Here is an 18,010-nt window from a genome sequence, read left to right as displayed (position 1 = left end):
CCGTCACTCTCGCCCGGCCCCGGCGGGCCTGACGCTACGACAGCTGCGACTGCACCTGCGAGGAGATCAGCTCCAGGTGGTCGAGGTCGTCCAGGTCGAGGATCTGGAGGTAGATCCGCTGGGCGCCGATCTCGGCGTAGCGGCCGATCTTGTCGACGACCTCGGACGGGGAGCCGGCCAGCCCGTTGAGCTTCAGCTCGTCGGCCTCGCGGCCGATCGCGGCGGCCCGGCGGGCGACCTCCGCCTCGTCCCGGCCGACGCAGACGACGAGGGCGTTGGAGTAGGTCAGGTCGTCGCCGTCGCGGCCGGCCTCCTCGGCGGCGGCGCGTACCCGGCCGAACTGGCGCTCGCTGTCCTCGACGGAGGCGAAGGGCATGTTGAACTCGTCGGCGTACCGCGCGGCCAGCCGCGGGGTGCGGGTGGCGCCGTGACCGCCGACGAGCACGGGAATCTTCTGCTGCGCGGGCTTGGGCAGCGCGGGAGAGTCCGTGAGGTCGTAGTGGGTGCCGTGGAAGTCGAAGGTCTTGCCGACTTCCGTCGACCAGAGGCCGGTGACGATCTCCAGCTGTTCCTCGAGGCGGGCGAACTTCTCCTTGGGGAACGGGATGCCGTAGGCCTTGTGCTCCTCCTCGAACCAGCCGGCGCCGAGGCCGAGTTCGACGCGGCCGCCGGACATCTGGTCGACCTGGGCGACCTGGATGGCGAGCACGCCGGGCAGCCGGAAGGTGCCGGCGGTCATCAGGGTGCCGAGCCGGATCCGCTTGGTCTCACGGGCGAGTCCGGCCAGGGTGAGCCAGGCGTCGGTGGGGCCGGGGAGGCCGTCGCCGCCGCCCATACGGAGGTAGTGGTCCGACCGGAAAAAGGCGTCGAAGCCGAGGTCCTCGGTGGCCTTGGCGACGGCGAGCAGCGTGTCATAGGTGGCCCCCTGCTGGGGCTCGGTGAAGATGCGGAGATCCATGCTTCCATCCTGCACGCCGCGGTGCGGGGCGACGAGGTCGGTCCCCTGTCCCCCGCGCGCCCCGGTCGGGTGAAATTACGTCCATACCGCTGCTCCCGCCTGACCGGGCCAGTGACCGGCCCCGGTGGTGATCGTTGGCTCGGGCGGAGCCGGAGCCCCCGGCTTCCGCACCGGCCGCCGACCGCCGGGGCGTCACCCGCGTCGGCCTCTCCGGGGGCCATGGGCCGAGGAGGCCGTCATGTCCGAAGAGACCGTGCCGCAGCAGGGCGGTACCGGGCAGCCGAAAGGGCTGTTGCAGCAGATGGAGGAGCTGATGGCGGCGTTGAACGCGGATCTGTCGGCGTTGGACGCGGATCTTCAGGCAGCGGGGGATGGCGGCCGGGGGGCCGACGAAGAGGGTTCAGCGGGCTGAGGGCTGGAGGGGGCTGGGGGCTGGGGGCTGGGGGCTGGGGGCTGGGGGCTGGGGGCTGGGGGCTGGGGGCTGGGGGCTGGGGGCTGGGGGCTGGGGCAACGCCCTCAAGGGGCGCGGGGAACTGCGCGAAGAACCCCCACCGGCCCGCACCCGGACGACAACCGCCTGGCCTAGCCCGCCTCCCGCTCCGGTACCACCTGTTCGCGGTCCGCGAGCCTGCGGAGCATTTCGAGGACGCGGTCGCGGGACTCGTCCGCCGCGTCGATGGCCTCCATGCACTGCCAGTACGTGCCCTCGTCGTCCGCGGCGCAGGCGAGGCCGACGAGGGCGATGCCGACCTCGCCGAGGAGGCCGCCGAGGAACATCAGGGTGTGGCGGGCGTCGCCCAACTCGGTGAGCTGGCCCGCCCGCAGCTCACCGGGGGCCAGTTCGGGCGGGTCGAGGACGCCGCAGCCCCGGCCCGCCAACTCCGTCAATCCCAGTGCCTCGCCGCGCAGTTCGGGCGGTCCGGCGACCGCGAGGCGGCTGCCTATCGCCTGCGCGAGGGCCTGTGCCTGCCACACCTCGGCCAGGATCTCCCGCTGGTCGCCGCCCGCGGCCAGGGACCGCCTGCTCGTCACGATGAGCCGCACCGCGTCCATGCGCTGCCCCCGTCTTGTCCGACGCGCTTCGCGCGTCCGCCTGCCCGAACTCACTGATTCACTACCCAGAGTGAAGTGGCCTGAGACGAAAAGCCAGAGGAAGACGGAAATTAGCGGACAACAATTCGGATTCGGGCCGCATTTTGGTTACGTAGCGTACAAGCGGACTTTGCTACTCCTGGGCCGGGAACCTCCCCTCGTTCCGGTCGATCTTCGCGTTCAGCGCGGCCAGCGGGTCGATGCCGAGCACCTCGCAGAGCTGGAGCAGATACGCGAGCACGTCGGCGACCTCGTCGGTGACGCGGTGCGCGGTGTCGGGGTCGGTCATGACGCGGGCCGACTCATCTGGGGTCAACCACTGGAAGATCTCGACCAGTTCGGAGGCCTCCACGCTGAGCGCGGCGACCAGGTTCTTGGGGGTGTGGTACTGCTGCCAGTTCCGCGCGGCCGCGAAATCGGCCAGGCGGCGTTGCAGTCCGGCCACGTCCAGGGGATCAGTCACGGTCCAGGTGTACCACCGTGACCCCCTCCGTCCCGGCGGCCCACGAGGCGTCGCTGACCGCGCCGACGAGCCGGATGTGCCCCCGCTCGCACATCCGGGCCGCCAGCCGCAGCAGTTCCAGCCGCTGCCGTCCGTCCAGGCCCCGGTCGAAGCCGTCGGCGAGGACGGTGAGCGTCTGGAGTGCGGCGGGCACCTCGCCCGCCGGGTCGACCTCCAGCACGCCCGGTCCGGTGAGCAGGACCAACGCGAGGGCGACGTACCGCAGTTCGCCGTCCCCGAGGCGTCGCAGGTCCGTACGGAAGCCGTCGCCCCGGTCGAGCGTCGCCCGGACCGCCCCTGTCGCCGTCTCCGCCCGGGCGAGCACGTCCGCGACCGGCCCGGCGCAGCCGGCGCGTACCGCCGCGACGAACAGCGCGTGCCGTCGTCCGCACTCGCTGCGGGTGCGCCCGAGCACCTCGGCGAGATTCCCGCAGCCACCGAGCAGCCGGCCCGAGCCGGACGGTACGGGTCCGCGCATCCGGTCGGGCCGGGGGTCGCAGGCGAAGACGGAGCGCAGGGCGACGACCATCTGCTCGGCCGCGGCCAGCACCCTGCGCTGGCCGGGTGTCTTGCCTGCCACACGCAGCGGCAGCAGGGCGGTGCCTAGCCGGTCGTCCGGCAGCGGGCCGCGGGTCATCGGCGTGGGCCCGGCCGTGTGCCAGGCGGCCTGCACGGCGCGCTTCCCGGGGTCGCGCAGGGCGGTCTCCAGGAGGACGAGGCCGTCGGCCGTCAACCGCTCGCCCACGACCCGCAGTTCGGGCTCGGCCTGCACGGCCACGTCGAGCCGGACCGGGCCCGCGGGGCCGTCGGCCGTGCAGCCGATGCGAAAGCCCCGGCGGCGCTGCGCGTCGGGCCGGGCCCGCTCCGGCACACAGGCGACGGGGTCCGGGAACGCCTCGCCGAGCCCGGCACCGCCGCCGAGCCGGGCCAGGGCCTCGTACGCCCGCAGGGCGCTGGTCTTGCCGCAGCCGCTGGGGCCGGTGAGCAGGGTCAGCGGCCCGAGCGGGAACGCGGCGCGGCGGTGGGTGGTGAAGGCGGCCAGGCGCAGTTCGGTGAGGCGGGGGCGGTCGGGATGCGCAAGGGCACCGGGAGGTGCGGGCGGTACGGGCGGTGCGGGGGAAGTGGGGGGTGTGGGCGCGGGGGGCTGGGTCATATCCGGACGGTAGGGCTCCGGCGACAGGACGAACCGTTCCGTCTCCGGGGCGTTCCTACGATCGAGCTACCGTCACACCGGTCGAGCAGGCGTCACACCCCGGGAAGCCCGGCCCCCTCCATCAGCCCCGTCACCTCGGTGCCGGCCGGCGTCAGCAGGAACACGTTGCGGTCCACGCGGTGCATCCCGCTCGCCAGGCCGAAGACGACGCCCGTGCTGAAGTCGAGGACACGTTTGGCGACCTCCGTCTCCGCGCCGGTCAGGTCGAGCAGCACGGGGACACCCGCCATCAGCCGCTCGGCGACGTCCCGGGCGTCGGCGAAGACGTTCACCCGCAGGACGACGAAGCGGCGGCGCGTCTCCGTCTCGGCCTCGGGTATGGACCGGTGGCCGACGGAGGACGGCCAGGCGTCCCGGCCCCGCAGCGGCACGACCTGGGCGAGCCCCTCCCACTGTTCGTCGGTGACATCGTGGCTGTTCACCGGCATGCTCCGTCCTGGCTCGCACTGACTGTCTGCATCGGGCAATTCTTGCGCAGAGTCACCCGTTCGGCCCAACAGCGACACGCTCCGCGACCTCAATGCAGCTCACAACGGCCGGAAGGCGGCTGTGTGACGGGCGTAACTCCTCGTGATCAAGCAATGTCACACCTGCGTAACGGGGTGTTCGTACCGTCGACGGCATGACCACGACTCCCCGGCCGCAGCAGGAGACGAAGCAGGTGCGCACCGTCTGCTCGTACTGCGGTGTGGGCTGCGGCCTCGTCCTCGATGTCGGGGCGGGGCCGGACGGCCGGCGCAAGATCTTGAAGGCGTCCGGCGACAAGGCGCATCCGGCGAACGCGGGGCGCCTGTGCACCAAGGGCGCGACCACGGCCGACATGCTCGCCGCGCCCGGGCGGCTGACCGGCGCGCTGGTGCGGCACGACCGGGGCGAGGAGCCGGTCCCGGCGCCGGTGGCCGACGCGATCACCGAGACCGCGGCGCGGCTGCGGGCGATCGTCGACGAGCACGGGCCGGACGCGGTCGCCTTCTATGTCTCGGGGCAGCTGAGCCTCGAGGCGCAGTATCTGGCGAACAAGCTGGCCAAGGGGTTCGTGCGGACGAACCTGATCGAGTCGAACTCGCGGTTGTGCATGGCGAGCGCGGGCACCGGCTACAAGCTGTCGCTGGGTGCGGACGGGCCGCCCGGGTCGTACGAGGACTTCGATCAGGCGGATTGCTTTCTCGTCATCGGTTCGAACATGGCCGACTGCCATCCGATCCTCTTCCTGCGGATGATGGAGCGGGTCAAGGCGGGCGCCAAGCTGATCGTCGTCGATCCACGGCACACCGCGACCGCCGCGAAGGCCGATCTGTTCCTCCAGGTCAGGCCGGGGACCGACCTGGCGCTGCTGAACGGTCTGCTGCACCTGCTGCACGAGGGCGGGCACACCGACCCGGAGTTCATGGCCGCGCACACCGAGGGCTGGGAGGCCCTGCCCGGGTTCCTCGCCGACTACGCCCCGGCCGCGGTCGCGGAGACCACCGGGATCGCGGAGGACGATCTGCGGACGGCCGCCCGGTTGATCGGCGAGGCGGGCAAGCGGTGGATGAGCTGCTGGACCATGGGGCTCAACCAGTCCACGCACGGCACCTGGAACACCAACGCCCTGGTCAATCTGCATCTGGCGACGGGGGCGATCTGCCGCCCGGGCGCCGGGCCGTTCTCCCTCACCGGTCAGCCCAACGCCATGGGCGGGCGCGAGATGGGTTACATGGGCCCGGGGCTGCCGGGGCAGCGGTCGGTGCTCGTGGACGAGGAGCGGGCGTTCACCGAGGACGTGTGGGAGCTGCCGCCGGGGACCCTGCGGAAGGACGGTGTCGGGAAGGGCACCGTCGAGATGTTCCAGAAGATGGCCGACGGGGAGATCAGGGCCTGCTGGATCATCTGCACCAACCCCGTGGCCTCGGTCGCCAACCGCCGTACGGTCATCGAGGGTCTGGAGGCCGCCGAGTTCGTCGTCACGCAGGACGTGTTCACCGACACCGAGACGAACGCGTACGCCGACGTCGTCCTGCCGGGCGCGATGTGGACCGAGGCGGAAGGCGTCTTCGTCAACAGCGAGCGCAACCTCACGCTGACCCGGCCGGCCGCGGACCCGCCCGGGGAGGCGATGGCCGACTGGCGGATCATCGCGGAGGTGGCGTGCGCGATGGGGTACGAGAAGGGGTTCTCGTACGACAGCGCCGAGCAGGTCTTCGAGGAGATCCGGCGGTTCTGGAACCCGAAGACCGGGTGGGACCTGCGCGGGGTGTCCTACGAGCGGCTGCGCGAGACGCCCGTGCAGTGGCCGGCCGCGCGCGAGGACGGGCCGGAGCGCAATCCCGTCCGGTACGTCGGTGACGAGGGTCTGCGTTTTCCGACGGCCTCCGGCCGGGGCGTGTTCTTCGCGCGGCCGCAGCTGCCCGCCGCCGAGATGCCGGACGACGACTATCCGTTCGTGCTCAACACCGGGCGGGTGCAGCACCAGTGGCACACGCTCACCAAGACCGGGAAGGTCGCGAAGCTCAACAAGCTGAACTCCGGGCCCTTCGTGGAGCTCCACCCGCTGGACGCGGCCGCGCTCGGTGTCGTGGAGGGCGATCCGGTCGAGGTCGCCTCGCGGCGCGGGCGGGCGGTGCTGCCCGCGGTGGTGACGGACCGGGTGCGGCCGGGGTGCTGCTTCGCGCCGTTCCACTGGAACGACCTGTTCGGCGAGTATCTGAGCATCAACGCGGTGACGAGCGACGCGGTGGATCCGCTGTCGTTCCAGCCGGAGTTCAAGGTCTGCGCCGTGTCGCTGGCGAAGACGGCGCAGCTGGCGACGCCCGTACCGGAGGCGGCCACACCCGTGCGCGCGGAGCCCTCCGCGGCCCTGACGCCCACGGCCGTCACTCCGGGCGCCGGCGATCCCTTCGGCCTGGAGCCCTCCCCTCCGCCGGTCCTCTCCGCCCAGGAACGGCGGTACCTCACCGGTTTCCTCGCCGGGCTCGGCTCGGGCGCCCTCGAAGGTGTCCCGGTGCTGCCGCTCGACGCGCCCTTCTCCCCCGAGCACGCCCTGTGGGTCAACGGGGTCCTCGCCGGCATGTACTCCCGGACCTCCCCGGCCGCGACCGCCGCGCCGCGGGAACCCGCAGGCCGCGAGATCGTCGTGCTGTGGGCCTCGCAGACCGGGAACGCCGAGGAGTTCGCCTCCGCCACCGCCGAGCGCCTGACCGCGACCGGGCACCGCGTGCGTCTCGTCGGCATGGACGAGGCCGACGTGGGGACGCTCGCCCGCACGGCCGACCTGCTCTTCATCACCAGCACCTTCGGGGACGGCGACGCCCCCGACAACGGCAGCGGCCTCTGGGACGCCCTCTCCGGCGAGCCGGCCCCGCGGCTGGACGGGGTGCGGTACGCCGTGCTCGCCTTCGGGGACTCCTCGTACGACGACTTCTGCGGGCACGGGCGGCGGCTCGACGCGCGGCTCGACGAGCTGGGCGGGGTGCGGCTGGCCCCGCGTACGGACTGCGAGCCGGACTACGAGCCCTCCGCCGGGGAGTGGCTCGACCAGGTGCTCTCGGCGCTGGGCGGCACGAGCACGGCCCCGGCCCAGGCCCCGACGTCGGCTCCGGCTCCGGCTCCGGCTCCGGCCGGGAAGCCGAGGAGCGGCTCCAAGCCCGCCGCCACCGCACGGCTCGTCGGCAATCAGCTGCTCAGCCGGCCCGGCGCGGGCAAGGAGGTCCGCCGGTTCACCTTCGACACGAGCGGGACGGACCTGGCGTACGAGGCCGGTGACGCGCTCGGCGTGCGGCCGGTCAACGCGCCCGCCCTCGTGGACGAGTGGCTGGCGGTGACCGGTCTGGACGCGACAACGACCGTGCGGGTCAAGGGCGTTGGCGAGGTGCCGTTCGCCGAGGCCCTGCACCGGCACTTCGACATCACGAGGATCACGCCCGACCTGCTGCGCTTCGTCGCCGAACGCGCCCGGGACAAGCACGAGTTGCGCAGGCTGCTGCGGCCTGACAACAAGGACGGTCTCGCGCAGTGGAGCTGGGGCCGGCAGGCCGTGGACGTGGCCGCCGAGTACGCGGTGCGGGCGAGTGCCGAGGAGTGGGCCGGGGTGCTGCGGGGGCTCCAGCCACGGCTGTACTCCATATCGTCCAGCCCGCTGGTCGACGCCCGGCGGGTGTCGCTGACGGTGTCCGTGGTGCGGTACGAGAACCTGCACGGCCGGGCGCGGGGCGGGGTCTGCTCGCCCTTCCTCGCGGATGCCGGGGCGGACACGAAGGTGCCCGTGTTCGTGCAGCGCTCCCCGCACTTCCGGCCCCCGGGCGACGCCTCGACGCCGATGGTCATGGTCGGCCCGGGCACCGGCGTCGCGCCCTTCGTCGGCTTCCTCCAGGAGCGGCGGGCGCTCGGCCACCGGGCTCCCAACTGGCTGTTCTTCGGCGAGCAGCACCGCGCGACCGACTTCTACTACGAGGACGAGCTGACCGAGCTGCTCGACGAGGGCACCCTCACCCGCCTGGACACCGCCTTCTCCCGCGACCAGCGCAACAAGGTGTATGTGCAGGACCGGATGCGCGAGCACGGGCCCGAGCTGTGGCACTGGCTGTGCGAGGGTGCCCGCTTCTACGTGTGCGGCGACGCCTCCCGTATGGCCAAGGACGTGGACCGGGCGCTCAGGGACATCGCGGTGACGCACGGCGGGCTGAGCGAGCCGGAGGCCGCCGCGTACGTGAAGCAGCTCGCGGCGGACAAGCGGTACGTACGGGACGTGTACTGACCCCGCCCGGACCACCGGGCCCTTCTACGCCTGCCGCACATCCGGACCTGACAGCGTCTGCGGCGACGCCGTGAACGCGCTCGACGTCGCGGACTGAGGCCGTCAGCCCGTGGCGCGGACGAATCGGAGGGCGGCGGTGACCGTGGTCAGGCCGCGGATCATGCCCAGCTGGTTCCAGCCCATGCCGAACTGGTCCCGGTCCACGCTGAACTCGGTGTTCAGGGTGAGCCCGCCGGCGTCCCCGTCCGTCAGGCGTGCCACGAGGGACAGCGGCCTGCTGATGCCGCGCACGGTCAACTGGCCGTCGACGTGCACCTGGTCGCCGTCGCGGAGTTCGGCGCCGCGGGCCGCGAAGGTGATCTCGGGGTGGTGGTCCGTGTCGAAGAAGTCGGCGCCCTTGAGATGGGTGTCGCGCTTGGCGTTCCCGGTGTCGAGGGAGGCGACGTCGAAGGTCAGGGTGCCGACGGCGGACCCGTCGGGCCGGACCTCGCCCGTGCCGGTCAGCGCGCCGAACCCGCCCTTCACGGTGACCAGGCCCCACATGGTCCTGTGCCGGATTCCGACGGTCGAGGCGGTCGCGTCGAGCTGCCACAGTCCGGTTTCCACGGCGATGGTCATGATCCTTCTCCCACTCGTATCGTCCAAATTTGGATGACTGCAATGAGTGCACGCTAGCCGCTGGTCCAAATTTGAACAACCCCCTGCTCCAAATTTGGACGACACGTAGACTGGACGGCATGGCCGACCCCGAGGAGCACCCCGCCGACCTGCCCGGATGTCCCTCCGCCGAGGGCAACGGGCTGCTGCCCCCCGAGCTGCGCGCCTGGATGCTGCTGCTCGCCGCGACGGGAGCGGTGGAGCAGCGGCTGCGGGCAGCCGTGAAGGAGAGGCTGGACATCTCGCACGACGAGTTCCTGATCCTGTGCCTGCTCGCAGAGCAGCCCGAGGGCGGCCTGCGCATGACGCGCGTCGCGGAACTCCTGGGCCGCCCCAAGACCCGCCTCACCTACCAGATCGCCTGCCTCCAGCACGCCGGCCTCGTCACCCGCAGGTCGGTGTGCGGGGACAAGCGCGGTATCGAGGTCGCCCTCACGGACAAGGCCCGGGGTCTTCTGGCCGAGGCCTCCGGCCCGCTCGCCGAGACGGTCACGCGATCGCTCGCCCGGTTCATGGGCCCGGACCAGCGCGCGGCGCTGTGCGGGCTGGTGCCGGACCTCACCGAGGAGTCCCGCCCGGAGTGAGGGGCACCCCTTGCCGACCCGGATCGGGGCACTGTTCTCTACAGCGTCGTAGAATCCGGGAACACGGGCGCGGCGACGGTCGTTGACCCGAGTACACACCACACATGAGGAGCGAGTTCCTTGTCCGCCAGACCGACGGACCCCCCGGGGCACAGTCCCCGACCATCCCGCCACGGCACCAGTGATCGCGGCACACGGCGGGGTGGTGTTGCATGAGTGCCGCTGAGGCCCTGCTGGGCCTGCTCGCCGTGTTCGTGCTGACCGCCGGCACCGGCTACTTCGTGGCCCAGGAGTTCGCCTACGTCTCCGCCGACCGGCTCGCGCTCGCGCGGGCGGCCGAGGCCGGGGACCGCAAGGCCGCCCGGGCCCTGAAGGTGCTGGAGCGGCTGTCGTTCATGCTGTCGGGCGCACAGCTCGGCATCACCGTCACCGGTCTGGTGGTCGGCTTCATCGCCGAGCCGTCGGTGTCCGCGCTGCTGCGGCCCGCCCTGTCCGGGCTCGGCCTGCCCGACGCGGCCGTGAGCGGTGTCGCCGTCGTCCTCGCCTTCGTGCTGGCCACGGTCGTGCAGATGGTGCTGGGCGAGCTGGCCCCGAAGAACCTCGCGATCGCGGTTCCCGAGCGGCTGGCGAAGGCGCTGGCCCCGTCCACGCTGGCGTATCTGAAGGTCGTCGGCCCGGTCGTCCGCGTCTTCGACAACGCGGCGAACAAGCTGCTGCGCAAGGTGGGTATCGAGCCGGTCGAGGAACTGCACCACGGCGCCACGCTGGAGGAGCTGGGTCATCTGATCGGCGAGTCCCACGAGCGGGGCGCGCTGCCGAAGGACACCGCCGCGCTGCTGGATCACGCGCTGGAGTTCTCCGAGCGCTCCCTCGACGAGGTGATGGTGCCGCGCGCCGACGCGGTCTTCGTCCGCAAGGACGCCGGTGCCGACGAGGCGATCGGCCTGATCGCCCAGCACGGCCACTCCAACTACCCCGTCCTCGGCGACCACCCGGACGACATCGCGGGTGTGCTGGGCGTGCGCGAGCTGATGGCGCTGTCCGCCGCCCGCATCGCCGGCGCGACCGCCGGTGAGGCGGCCCGGCGGCCCCTGCTGCTGCCGGACACACTCGCGCTGCCCGACGCGGTGACGCGGATGCGGGAGCAGGACGACGAGTTCGCGGTCGTCCTCGACGAGCACGGCGGCGTGGCGGGCATCGTCACCTACGAGGACATCGCCGAGGAACTGGTCGGCGACATCGCGGACGAGTCCGACACCGTCACCGTGCTCGCCGTAGCGGACGGCGACGGCTGGCTGGTGGACGCCGGCCGCCGGCTGGACGAGGTGGCCGAGGCCACCGGCGTCCGGCTGCCGGAGGACGACGACTACGACACCGTGGCCGGACTGGTCGTCGACCGGCTCGGCCGCTTCCCGACGGTCGGCGACAGCGTCACGGTCGAGCTGCCCGAGGGCGGCCGGGCCGTGATCGACGTCCGCACACTGGACCGGCACGTGGCCGACCGGGTGCGGATCAGCCCGCTCGTGGAAGCCGAGGAGATGGCGTGAGTTTCCCCATGGCGGTCTTCGTGACCGTGCTGCTGCTGATCGGCAGCGGCTTCTTCGTGGCGGCCGAGTTCGCGCTGGTCGCCGCCAAACGCCACCGCATGGAGAAGGCGGCGGCCGAGGGGCGGCGCGGTGCCGGGGCGGCACTGGCCGGTATCCGCGAGCTGTCGCTGATGCTGGCCGGCGCGCAGCTGGGCATCACCGTGTGCACGCTGGGGCTGGGCTCGGTGTCGAAGCCGGCGATCTCGCACGAACTCGACCCGCTGCTGCACAAGCTGGGCCTGCCCAGTGCCGTGAGCTACGGCGTGGCCTTCGCCGTGGCGATGGTCGTGGTGGTGTTCCTGCACATGGTGGTCGGCGAGATGGCGCCCAAGTCCTGGGCGATCGCCCACCCCGAGCGTTCGGCGATGCTGCTCTCCCCGCCCTTCCGGGCCGTGGTGCGGGCCGTGCGCCCGTTGATCCGGCTGCTCAACGCGGTGAGCAACGCGCTGGTACGGCTGTGCCGGGTGGCCCCGCGCGACGAGCTGGCCTCGGTGCACGACCGGGAGCAGCTGACGCGTCTGGTGGAGGAGTCCGAGCGCCTCGGCCTGATCAGCGCGACCGACTCGGAGCTGCTGACCCGCTCACTGACCGAGCCGGAGACGCCCGTCGCGGCGTTGCGGATCCCGGCCGCCGAGATCACCTGGGTCGAGGGCGGCGCGGACGTCGACGCGCTGCTGCGTTTCGCCGCCGAGCACGACCGCACCCGGCTGCTCGTCCGGGAGAACGGCGTCGTCCTCGGCTCGGTCCATGCCCGTGACGCCCTGGTCGCCCGGGCCCGGGGGCGTGCCACGACCGCGCGCGAGCTGGCCCGGCCGGTGCCCGAGCTGGCGGAGGAGGCCACGGTCGCGGACGCGATCGAGGTGCTGCGCCGCCGCCGGGCGTCCCTGGCCGTCGTCCGCGACCCCGCCGGCGGGCTCACCGGCCTGGTCACCCTGGACGACCTGCTGGCCCGTCTGATGCAGCCGGCCGCGGCGGCCTGACGGGGCGGCCTGACGGGGCGGGACCGAACATCCAGCACATCTGCACACCGCCCGCCAGGACACCGTAGGCCGGTGCACCCGGCGCCAAGTCCGTCCGGGGGCATGGGAATTTGGCGCCGAAGTGCCCGCTTCGGAATTCGGGGCGCAATACACCGGTGTGCCGCCGGGCGACGGGGTGTGTGAAGGAAGGTGCGCAATTCGGTGGCCCCGTGGTCATGGCGGTGAAGGCGGTCACCGAAATGCCGGGCGCTGCGACGGCATGCGGCTGGCCCTCCGCTCAGGGGAATGCTTTGATCCTGCGCACGGCGGCACCGCGGACGCTGAATCCCGGTCCCGGAATCCCGCGATCACCCGCGCCGCTCCGCCATTGCGCACATTCACGCGAAGGGAAACACCCCCATGAACCTCACCCCCCGGGTCGACATCGCCGAGCTCTCCGACGCGGACCTGGAGCAGGTCTCCGGCGGCAACGCGGGCGGCGCCGCCTCCGTGGGCCTGGCGGGCGGCCTCTCCGCCGGCCTGGTCGGGCCGCTGACCGCCGAGGTCTGCGGGAACCTGCAGGCTGCGCTGTCGACGGAGGGCGCCGCTGCCGGCGCCAACGCGGGCGTTCACACGACCTCGCTCTGACGAACCCCCCGCGAAGGGCCCCGGGAACGATTCCCGGGGCCCTTCGCGCTGTCCACGGTCGCAATGTTGGGGAATTCGCGAAGCACGTGACGGAAATATGAACACGACGGGGGTGGGTAACACCGCGGAGGGTCATGACGCAGACTTACACGGGCCCCTCAGACCCGGCTGTAAAGCGATAGGACCAACCCTGTGAAACCCGACTCGATCCGGACCGATGAACTTCCGATCTACGAGAGCCTCATCCGCGAACGCGGTGACGTCGTAGAGGAGGCCCGCGTGGTGGCCGAAGAGACGCAGCACCAGATGACGGAGGCGCTGAACGGTGTCACGCGAGCGAGTCATCACCCCAGTTCATGAGTGAGTGACGCTCCAGCGTGCGGGCTCGGCGCTCACCCCGCCGCCCGGCGGAAGGCCCACCGCATCCCGGGCTCCGTCACGCAGCGGAACAGCCGCCGTACCGACGGCGTGCACAGCGCGGTCATGACCGCCGCTGCCACCAGGGTGGCCGTGAGCGCGCCGACGGGCCCCTGGACCCAGGCCGGTTCGTACCAGCCCCAGTACTTGGCGGCCTGCGCGACGAAGCCGTGCAGCAGATAGCCGCACAGCGTGCCCGCGCCCAGCGCGGTGCACCACAACCGGCGCCCCGGTACCCAGGCGAGGAAGCAGGCGACCAGGACGACCGAGCAGCCGAAGGCGGCCAGGGTCATCAGGGGCCCGTACCAGAAGGGCGCGGCCAGGGCCCGGGCGCTGTCGGCGTGGAAGAACCAGGCGTAGTTCATCCGCGGCACCGCCCAGTACGCCACGGCGAGGGCGCAGCAGGCGACCGGCACGGCGAGGATGCGCACCTTGCGCCGGCGCACCAGCCGGAAGTGCTCCGGCCGCAGCAGCAGTCCGAAGACGAAGTACGGCAGGAACTGCAGGGTGCGTTGCAGGTCGAGGTCGTTGCCGACAGATGGCGAGAGCGTCGCCAGCATCGCGATGACGAAGGCCAGCGGCAGGGGCCACCGCACATGACGCCAGAACGGTGTGGTCAGCCGCCAGATGAACAGCGCGGCGAGGAACCAGGTCAGATACAGGGGATCCAGCAAACTGACCGGCCGGTCGGGGTCCTGGCTGGTCCAGCGGGTGAACAGGGTGTACGCCGTCTCGAACACGACGTACGGGACGACGACGCCGGTGACCAGGCGCTTCAGTTTCGCCGGGCTTCCGTCGAAGGTGCGCGAGAAGTAGCCGGAGATGATGATGAACGCCGGCATGTGGAAGGCGTAGACGAGCATGTAGAGGGCGGTGACCGCCCTGCTGCCGGGCCGCAACGGCTCCCACGCGTGCCCCACGGCCACCAGCACGATCGCCAGGTACTTGGCGTTGTCGAAGAACGCGTCCCGCTGCCGGACCGGCCGGGCCGGGGTGTCCCGCTCTTTCGTCCGTGTGGCCCGGGCTTCTTCGGCCGCCGGGCGGGCCGTTGTCACCGTGTCACTCACGGGCCCTCCCCCAGCGACTCGAAGCGGCCGTGCCTCGTCTTGCCCGGAGTAAGGGTGAGGGGTCTGCGCAGAACATCGCCCGCACCCTAATCACAGGGCCGTGCCCTCGTTCAACTCGTAACGGGTGTGACTCGCTTCGGCTCATGCCCGGGTATACGTATCGAGACGGGCGATCGTCTCCGCGAGGGCGGCGGTGAAAGGATGCCGCGGCTCGGTCAGGATCTCTCGTGCCGGGCCCTGTTCGACGATTTCGCCCCCGTCCAGTACGGCGATGCGGTGGGCGAGTGCCGCCGTGTCCAGGTCATGGGTGATGAGTACGAGGGCGAGGTCGTCGCGGTCGCGTACGAGTGCGGTGAGCAGGTCGAGGATGCCGCGGCGGGTGACGGTGTCGAGGCCGGAGGTGATCTCGTCGCAGACCAGGACGCGGGGGCGGGCGAGGAGGGCGCGGGCGAGGGCGGCGCGCTGGAGTTCACCGCCGGAGAGCTCCCCGGGGCGGCGGCGGACGAGACCGTCCGGGAGCCCGAGGCTCGCGAGCGTGGCCGTCGCCTCGTCCAGGGACGCCCTCTCGTCGGTGCCGCGCAGCCGGACGGCGGTGCGGGCGACCTGGGCGAGGACGGGCCGGTGCTCGTCGAAGGCGGCCAGAGCGTCCTGGAAGACGTACTGCACGGCTGCCAGTTGGGCCCGGCCGCGCTGCCGCAGGCTGCGCGGCAGCGCGGTCCCGTCGAGCAGGATCTCGCCGTCGTGGTCTTGGTGGAGCCCGGCCAGACAGCGGGCGAGAGTGGTCTTGCCACTGCCCGAGCGGCCGACGACGGCCAGGCATTCGCCGGAGTGCAGGACCAGGTGCGGGGCGCGCAGGACGGTGGTGCCTCGGCGGGCGCCGTCGTGGTGCCGGGCGGTGAGGTGACTGACGCGGAGGACGGGGAGAGGGGCCAGGTCGGGGGTGTCCTCGGCCTGGGCCCGGACTGGGCGGTCGGGTTCAAGTGGGGCGAGGTGACGGGCGACGCCGCGGCTGTCGTCGTCCTGCGCCGCGTCGTTGCCGGTCTCGTCGGCGAGAGCCCTGCCGTGTTCGGCGAGCAGGCGGCGGGTCCATTCGTGGCGGGGTGTGTGCCACAGGCGTCGGGTGGGGCCCGACTCGACGACACGGCCCGCCCGCAGGACGAGGACCTCGTCGGCGAGGGCGCGGACCACGTCCAGGTCGTGGCTGAGCAGGACGACCGCGATGCCGCGGGCCGCGACCGCCGCCAGCTGGTCGACGATGCCTCGCTTGGTGAGCGCGTCCTGGCCGGTGGTGGGTTCGTCGGCGACGATGACGCGGGCGCCGAGGAGGAGGGCCTGGGCGAGGACGACGCGTTGCTGCTGGCCCCCGGAGAGCTGGTGAGGGTAGCGACGCAACAGCACTTCGGGGGCGGGGAGCTGGGCTCCGGCCAGCGCTTCGCGTACCCGTTCCCGGGCCGCCGTGCGGCGCTGTGCGCGGGGCAGGTGGCGTACCTGGGAGCGGGCGATGTCGTCGAGCAGGGCGCTGACGCGGCGGGCCGGGTTGAGGACCGCCGCGGGGTGCTGGGGCACGTACCCGACCGGGCCGTCTCCGGGCCGGCGCACCTCCCCGGTGACCCGGGCGCCGGCCGGATACTCCCCCAGCAGCGCGAGGCCGGTGGTGGTCTTGCCGCTCCCGGAGGCACCGACCAGGGCGGTCACCCGGCCGGGGAGCACCCGCAGGTCCACCCCGTCGACGATGGCCCGGCCGGCGATCTCCACGCGCAGGTCACGGATCTCGGCGACCGGATCGGTGTCTTGGCTCACGGGCGTCGCCCTTTCTTGTCCAGTGCGGCGTCGAAGAGCAGGTTGGTGCCCGTCGTCAGGGCGACGATCAGCAGGGCGGGCACGACCACGGCCCAGGGCTGGATGAACAGGCCCGTGCGGTTGCGGTCGACCATGACCGCCCAGTCGGCGGCGTCCGGGGCGACGCCCACGCCGAGGAACGCGGCCGTGGACACCAGATACAGCACGCCGGTCAGCCGGACACCGGCGTCGGCGGCCAGGGTGCGCAGCGCGGAGCGGCCGACGTAGCCGACGGCGACGCGCCACCACGACTCGCCCTGCATGCGCAGCGCCTCCACGGCGGGCCGGGCCGCCGCCTCGGCCGCCGCGGCCCGTACGATCCGGGCGGCGTCGGGCACGTTCACCAGCGCGACGAGCAGCGCGAGGCCGGCCGCGCCCGGCGAGAACACGGACGCCACCAGCAGGATCAGCAGCAGCGACGGAACGGCGAGCAGCACGTCCAGCGGCCGCATCAGCAGTTCCTCGAGCCACCGTGCGCGGGTGACCGCGGCGGCGAGTCCGACCGGCAGGGCGACGAGGTAGGCGAGGGCCGTCGCGGCGAGCGCGGTCAGCACGACCGTACGGCCGCCGTGCAGCACCTGCTGCCAGACGTCCCGGCCGACGAAGTCCGTGCCGAGCCAGTGGCCGCCGCCGAGGGTGAAGGAGACGGCGCGGGGGCCGGGGTCACCGGCGAACACGGGCCCCAGGAGGGCGAGGAGCAGGGGCACCGCGACGACGGCGAGGCCGGGCAGCAGTCGGTGCGCCCTCACGCCACCACCCCCGCCCGCGGCGTCAGCCGGTACGCCACCACGTCCGCGCCCAGGTTCAGTACGACGGTCAGCACGCCGAATACCACCGCCAGCCCCTGCACCACCGGCACGTCCCGCTCGGCGACCGCGTTGAGCAGGACCGTGCCCAGGCCGGGGATCACGAAGAGCGCCTCCACGACGATGACCCCGCACAGCAGCCAGTCGACGGTGCGGGCGAGTTGCTGAGCCGCCGGGGCGAGCGCGTTGGGCAGGGCGTGGGCGTAGCGGACACGGGCGCCGGGGACGCCGTAGCGGTGGGCATGGGCGGCGTAGGGCGAGGCGAGGGCGTCGACCATACCGGCCCGGACCAGGCGGGACAGGGAGCAGACCGGCCGGGACAGCAGGACCAGCACCGGCAGGACGAGTACGGCCGGGTGGCCGAGCAGGTCCGTGCCGTAGCCCACCGCCGTCGGCGGCAGCCAGGCCAGTTTCAGCGCGACGACCGTCACCAGCAGCACCCCGAGGGCGAATTCGGGCACCGCGTACACGGCGAGCGTCACGGAGCTGACCAGCCGGTCGATCAGCCGCCCCTCGTGCCGGGCGGCCAGCACGCCGAGCCCGAAGCCGAGCGGGACGAGCAGGGCGAGGGTGAGCGCGGCCAGCAGCAGGCTCGGGCCGAAGCCGTCGGCGATGTAGTGCGCCACGGGGCGGCCTGAGGTCAGGGAGGTGCCGAAGTCGCCGTGCGGCAGGCCTGCGGCCCAGCTCAGCAGCCGTTCGTGGGCGGGCCGGTCGAGGTCCATGGCCTCGCGGATCGCGGCGATGCGGGCGGGGTCGGGCTGGTCGCCGGCTAGGGCGACGGCGGCGTCGCCCGGGAGGGCCTCGGTGAGGGTGAAGACCAGGAGGACGACGGCGGCGGTCTGCGCGGCCCCGAGTATCAGCCTTCTGGTGATGAAGGAGCGGAGGTCGGTGGGCGTTCCGCTGGTCCGGCGTCCGCGGCGCCGTTGTGGCTTGTCGCGCAGTTCCCCGCG

General features: G+C 72.6%; 16 protein-coding genes. 6 read left to right on the top strand and 10 right to left on the bottom strand.

Annotation, left to right across the window (positions count from 1 at the left end; genetic code table 11):
* Positions 1–34 precede the first annotated feature (34 nt).
* On the bottom strand, positions 35–958 hold the full coding sequence (locus ACIBK5_RS20835) for an LLM class F420-dependent oxidoreductase (RefSeq protein ID WP_399021360.1): 924 nt from the start codon (positions 956–958) through the stop codon (positions 35–37).
* A gap of 238 nt (positions 959–1,196) precedes the next feature.
* On the opposite strand from ACIBK5_RS20835, the gene ACIBK5_RS20830 reads away from it, so the two are divergent.
* On the top strand, positions 1,197–1,370 hold the full coding sequence (locus tag ACIBK5_RS20830) for a hypothetical protein (RefSeq protein ID WP_399021359.1): 174 nt from the start codon (positions 1,197–1,199) through the stop codon (positions 1,368–1,370).
* A 170-nt stretch (positions 1,371–1,540) separates the two neighbouring features.
* Here ACIBK5_RS20830 and ACIBK5_RS20825 read toward each other — a convergent pair whose 3' ends face one another.
* From ACIBK5_RS20825 to ACIBK5_RS20810, 4 genes are all read right to left on the bottom strand, one after another.
* On the bottom strand, positions 1,541–2,011 hold the full coding sequence (locus tag ACIBK5_RS20825) for a DUF6099 family protein (protein ID WP_399021358.1): 471 nt from the start codon (positions 2,009–2,011) through the stop codon (positions 1,541–1,543).
* A 172-nt stretch (positions 2,012–2,183) separates the two neighbouring features.
* The gene (locus ACIBK5_RS20820) at positions 2,184–2,513 is read right to left on the bottom strand and encodes a nucleotide pyrophosphohydrolase (protein WP_399021357.1); all 330 of its coding nucleotides are present in this window, start codon (positions 2,511–2,513) and stop codon (positions 2,184–2,186) included.
* Positions 2,506–3,705, bottom strand: coding sequence for an ATP-binding protein (locus ACIBK5_RS20815; RefSeq protein ID WP_399021356.1), 1,200 nt, complete (start codon positions 3,703–3,705; stop codon positions 2,506–2,508). The genes ACIBK5_RS20820 and ACIBK5_RS20815 overlap by 8 nt, the downstream gene beginning before the upstream one ends.
* A 92-nt stretch (positions 3,706–3,797) precedes the next feature.
* On the bottom strand, positions 3,798–4,193 hold the full coding sequence (locus tag ACIBK5_RS20810; protein ID WP_031134653.1) for a cell division protein SepF: 396 nt from the start codon (positions 4,191–4,193) through the stop codon (positions 3,798–3,800).
* 194 nt (positions 4,194–4,387) lie between these two features.
* On the opposite strand from ACIBK5_RS20810, the gene ACIBK5_RS20805 reads away from it, so the two are divergent.
* Positions 4,388–8,497, top strand: a complete 4,110-nt coding sequence (locus ACIBK5_RS20805; RefSeq protein WP_399021355.1) for a molybdopterin-dependent oxidoreductase — start codon at positions 4,388–4,390, stop codon at positions 8,495–8,497.
* 102 nt (positions 8,498–8,599) lie between these two features.
* Here ACIBK5_RS20805 and ACIBK5_RS20800 read toward each other — a convergent pair whose 3' ends face one another.
* Positions 8,600–9,115 (bottom strand): YceI family protein, encoded by a 516-nt coding sequence (locus ACIBK5_RS20800; RefSeq protein WP_399021354.1) that lies wholly within the window; start codon positions 9,113–9,115, stop codon positions 8,600–8,602.
* Between the two features lie 119 nt (positions 9,116–9,234).
* Here ACIBK5_RS20800 and ACIBK5_RS20795 point away from each other — a divergent pair, with 119 nt between their 5' ends.
* The 4 genes from ACIBK5_RS20795 (at position 9,235) to ACIBK5_RS20780 (ending at position 12,931) form a co-directional block, all read left to right on the top strand.
* Entirely contained in the window at positions 9,235–9,738 is a 504-nt protein-coding gene (locus ACIBK5_RS20795; protein WP_399021353.1) for a MarR family winged helix-turn-helix transcriptional regulator, read from the top strand.
* Between the two features lie 212 nt (positions 9,739–9,950).
* Positions 9,951–11,285, top strand: coding sequence for a hemolysin family protein (locus tag ACIBK5_RS20790; protein ID WP_399021352.1), 1,335 nt, complete (start codon positions 9,951–9,953; stop codon positions 11,283–11,285).
* Positions 11,282–12,304, top strand: coding sequence for a hemolysin family protein (locus ACIBK5_RS20785; RefSeq protein WP_399021351.1), 1,023 nt, complete (start codon positions 11,282–11,284; stop codon positions 12,302–12,304). Before ACIBK5_RS20790 ends, ACIBK5_RS20785 begins: the two co-directional genes overlap by 4 nt.
* Before the next feature lie 399 nt (positions 12,305–12,703).
* Positions 12,704–12,931, top strand: coding sequence for a hypothetical protein (locus ACIBK5_RS20780; RefSeq protein ID WP_399021350.1), 228 nt, complete (start codon positions 12,704–12,706; stop codon positions 12,929–12,931).
* A 392-nt stretch (positions 12,932–13,323) separates the two neighbouring features.
* Here the strand turns inward: ACIBK5_RS20780 and ACIBK5_RS20775 are convergent, their stop codons facing one another.
* The 4 genes from ACIBK5_RS20775 to ACIBK5_RS20760 all read right to left on the bottom strand — a co-directional run bounded on the left by ACIBK5_RS20775 (position 13,324) and on the right by ACIBK5_RS20760 (position 17,932).
* A complete protein-coding gene (locus ACIBK5_RS20775; protein WP_399021349.1) occupies positions 13,324–14,415 on the bottom strand; it encodes an acyltransferase family protein in 1,092 nt (363 codons plus the stop codon).
* Between the two features lie 141 nt (positions 14,416–14,556).
* Positions 14,557–16,215: an ABC transporter ATP-binding protein gene (locus ACIBK5_RS20770; protein WP_399021348.1), complete on the bottom strand. Its 1,659-nt coding sequence runs from the start codon at positions 16,213–16,215 to the stop codon at positions 14,557–14,559.
* Positions 16,212–17,003, bottom strand: a complete 792-nt coding sequence (locus ACIBK5_RS20765; RefSeq protein WP_399021347.1) for an ABC transporter permease subunit — start codon at positions 17,001–17,003, stop codon at positions 16,212–16,214. The genes ACIBK5_RS20770 and ACIBK5_RS20765 overlap by 4 nt, the downstream gene beginning before the upstream one ends.
* The gene (locus ACIBK5_RS20760) at positions 17,000–17,932 is read right to left on the bottom strand and encodes an ABC transporter permease (RefSeq protein ID WP_399021724.1); all 933 of its coding nucleotides are present in this window, start codon (positions 17,930–17,932) and stop codon (positions 17,000–17,002) included. Before ACIBK5_RS20760 ends, ACIBK5_RS20765 begins: the two co-directional genes overlap by 4 nt.
* Positions 17,933–18,010 lie beyond the last annotated feature (78 nt).

It is taken from the genome of Streptomyces sp. NPDC050546 (genome assembly GCF_044457425.1).
Classification (GTDB): Bacteria; Actinomycetota; Actinomycetes; order Streptomycetales; family Streptomycetaceae; genus Streptomyces.
This window is presented reverse-complemented; position numbering and strand designations above follow the sequence as displayed.

Excerpts from the sequence above, each read along its gene's own strand:
- ACIBK5_RS20835 (WP_399021360.1), bottom strand. The coding sequence starts at position 958 with ATGGATCTCCGCATCTTCACCGAGCCCCAGCAGGGGGCCACCTATGAC.
- ACIBK5_RS20830 (WP_399021359.1), top strand. The coding sequence starts at position 1,197 with ATGTCCGAAGAGACCGTGCCGCAGCAGGGCGGTACCGGGCAGCCGAAA.
- ACIBK5_RS20825 (WP_399021358.1), bottom strand. The coding sequence starts at position 2,011 with ATGGACGCGGTGCGGCTCATCGTGACGAGCAGGCGGTCCCTGGCCGCG.
- ACIBK5_RS20815 (WP_399021356.1), bottom strand. The coding sequence starts at position 3,705 with ATGACCCAGCCCCCCGCGCCCACACCCCCCACTTCCCCCGCACCGCCC.
- ACIBK5_RS20810 (WP_031134653.1), bottom strand. The coding sequence starts at position 4,193 with ATGCCGGTGAACAGCCACGATGTCACCGACGAACAGTGGGAGGGGCTC.
- ACIBK5_RS20805 (WP_399021355.1), top strand. The coding sequence starts at position 4,388 with ATGACCACGACTCCCCGGCCGCAGCAGGAGACGAAGCAGGTGCGCACC.
- ACIBK5_RS20800 (WP_399021354.1), bottom strand. The coding sequence starts at position 9,115 with ATGACCATCGCCGTGGAAACCGGACTGTGGCAGCTCGACGCGACCGCC.
- ACIBK5_RS20795 (WP_399021353.1), top strand. The coding sequence starts at position 9,235 with ATGGCCGACCCCGAGGAGCACCCCGCCGACCTGCCCGGATGTCCCTCC.
- ACIBK5_RS20790 (WP_399021352.1), top strand. The coding sequence starts at position 9,951 with ATGAGTGCCGCTGAGGCCCTGCTGGGCCTGCTCGCCGTGTTCGTGCTG.
- ACIBK5_RS20780 (WP_399021350.1), top strand. The coding sequence starts at position 12,704 with ATGAACCTCACCCCCCGGGTCGACATCGCCGAGCTCTCCGACGCGGAC.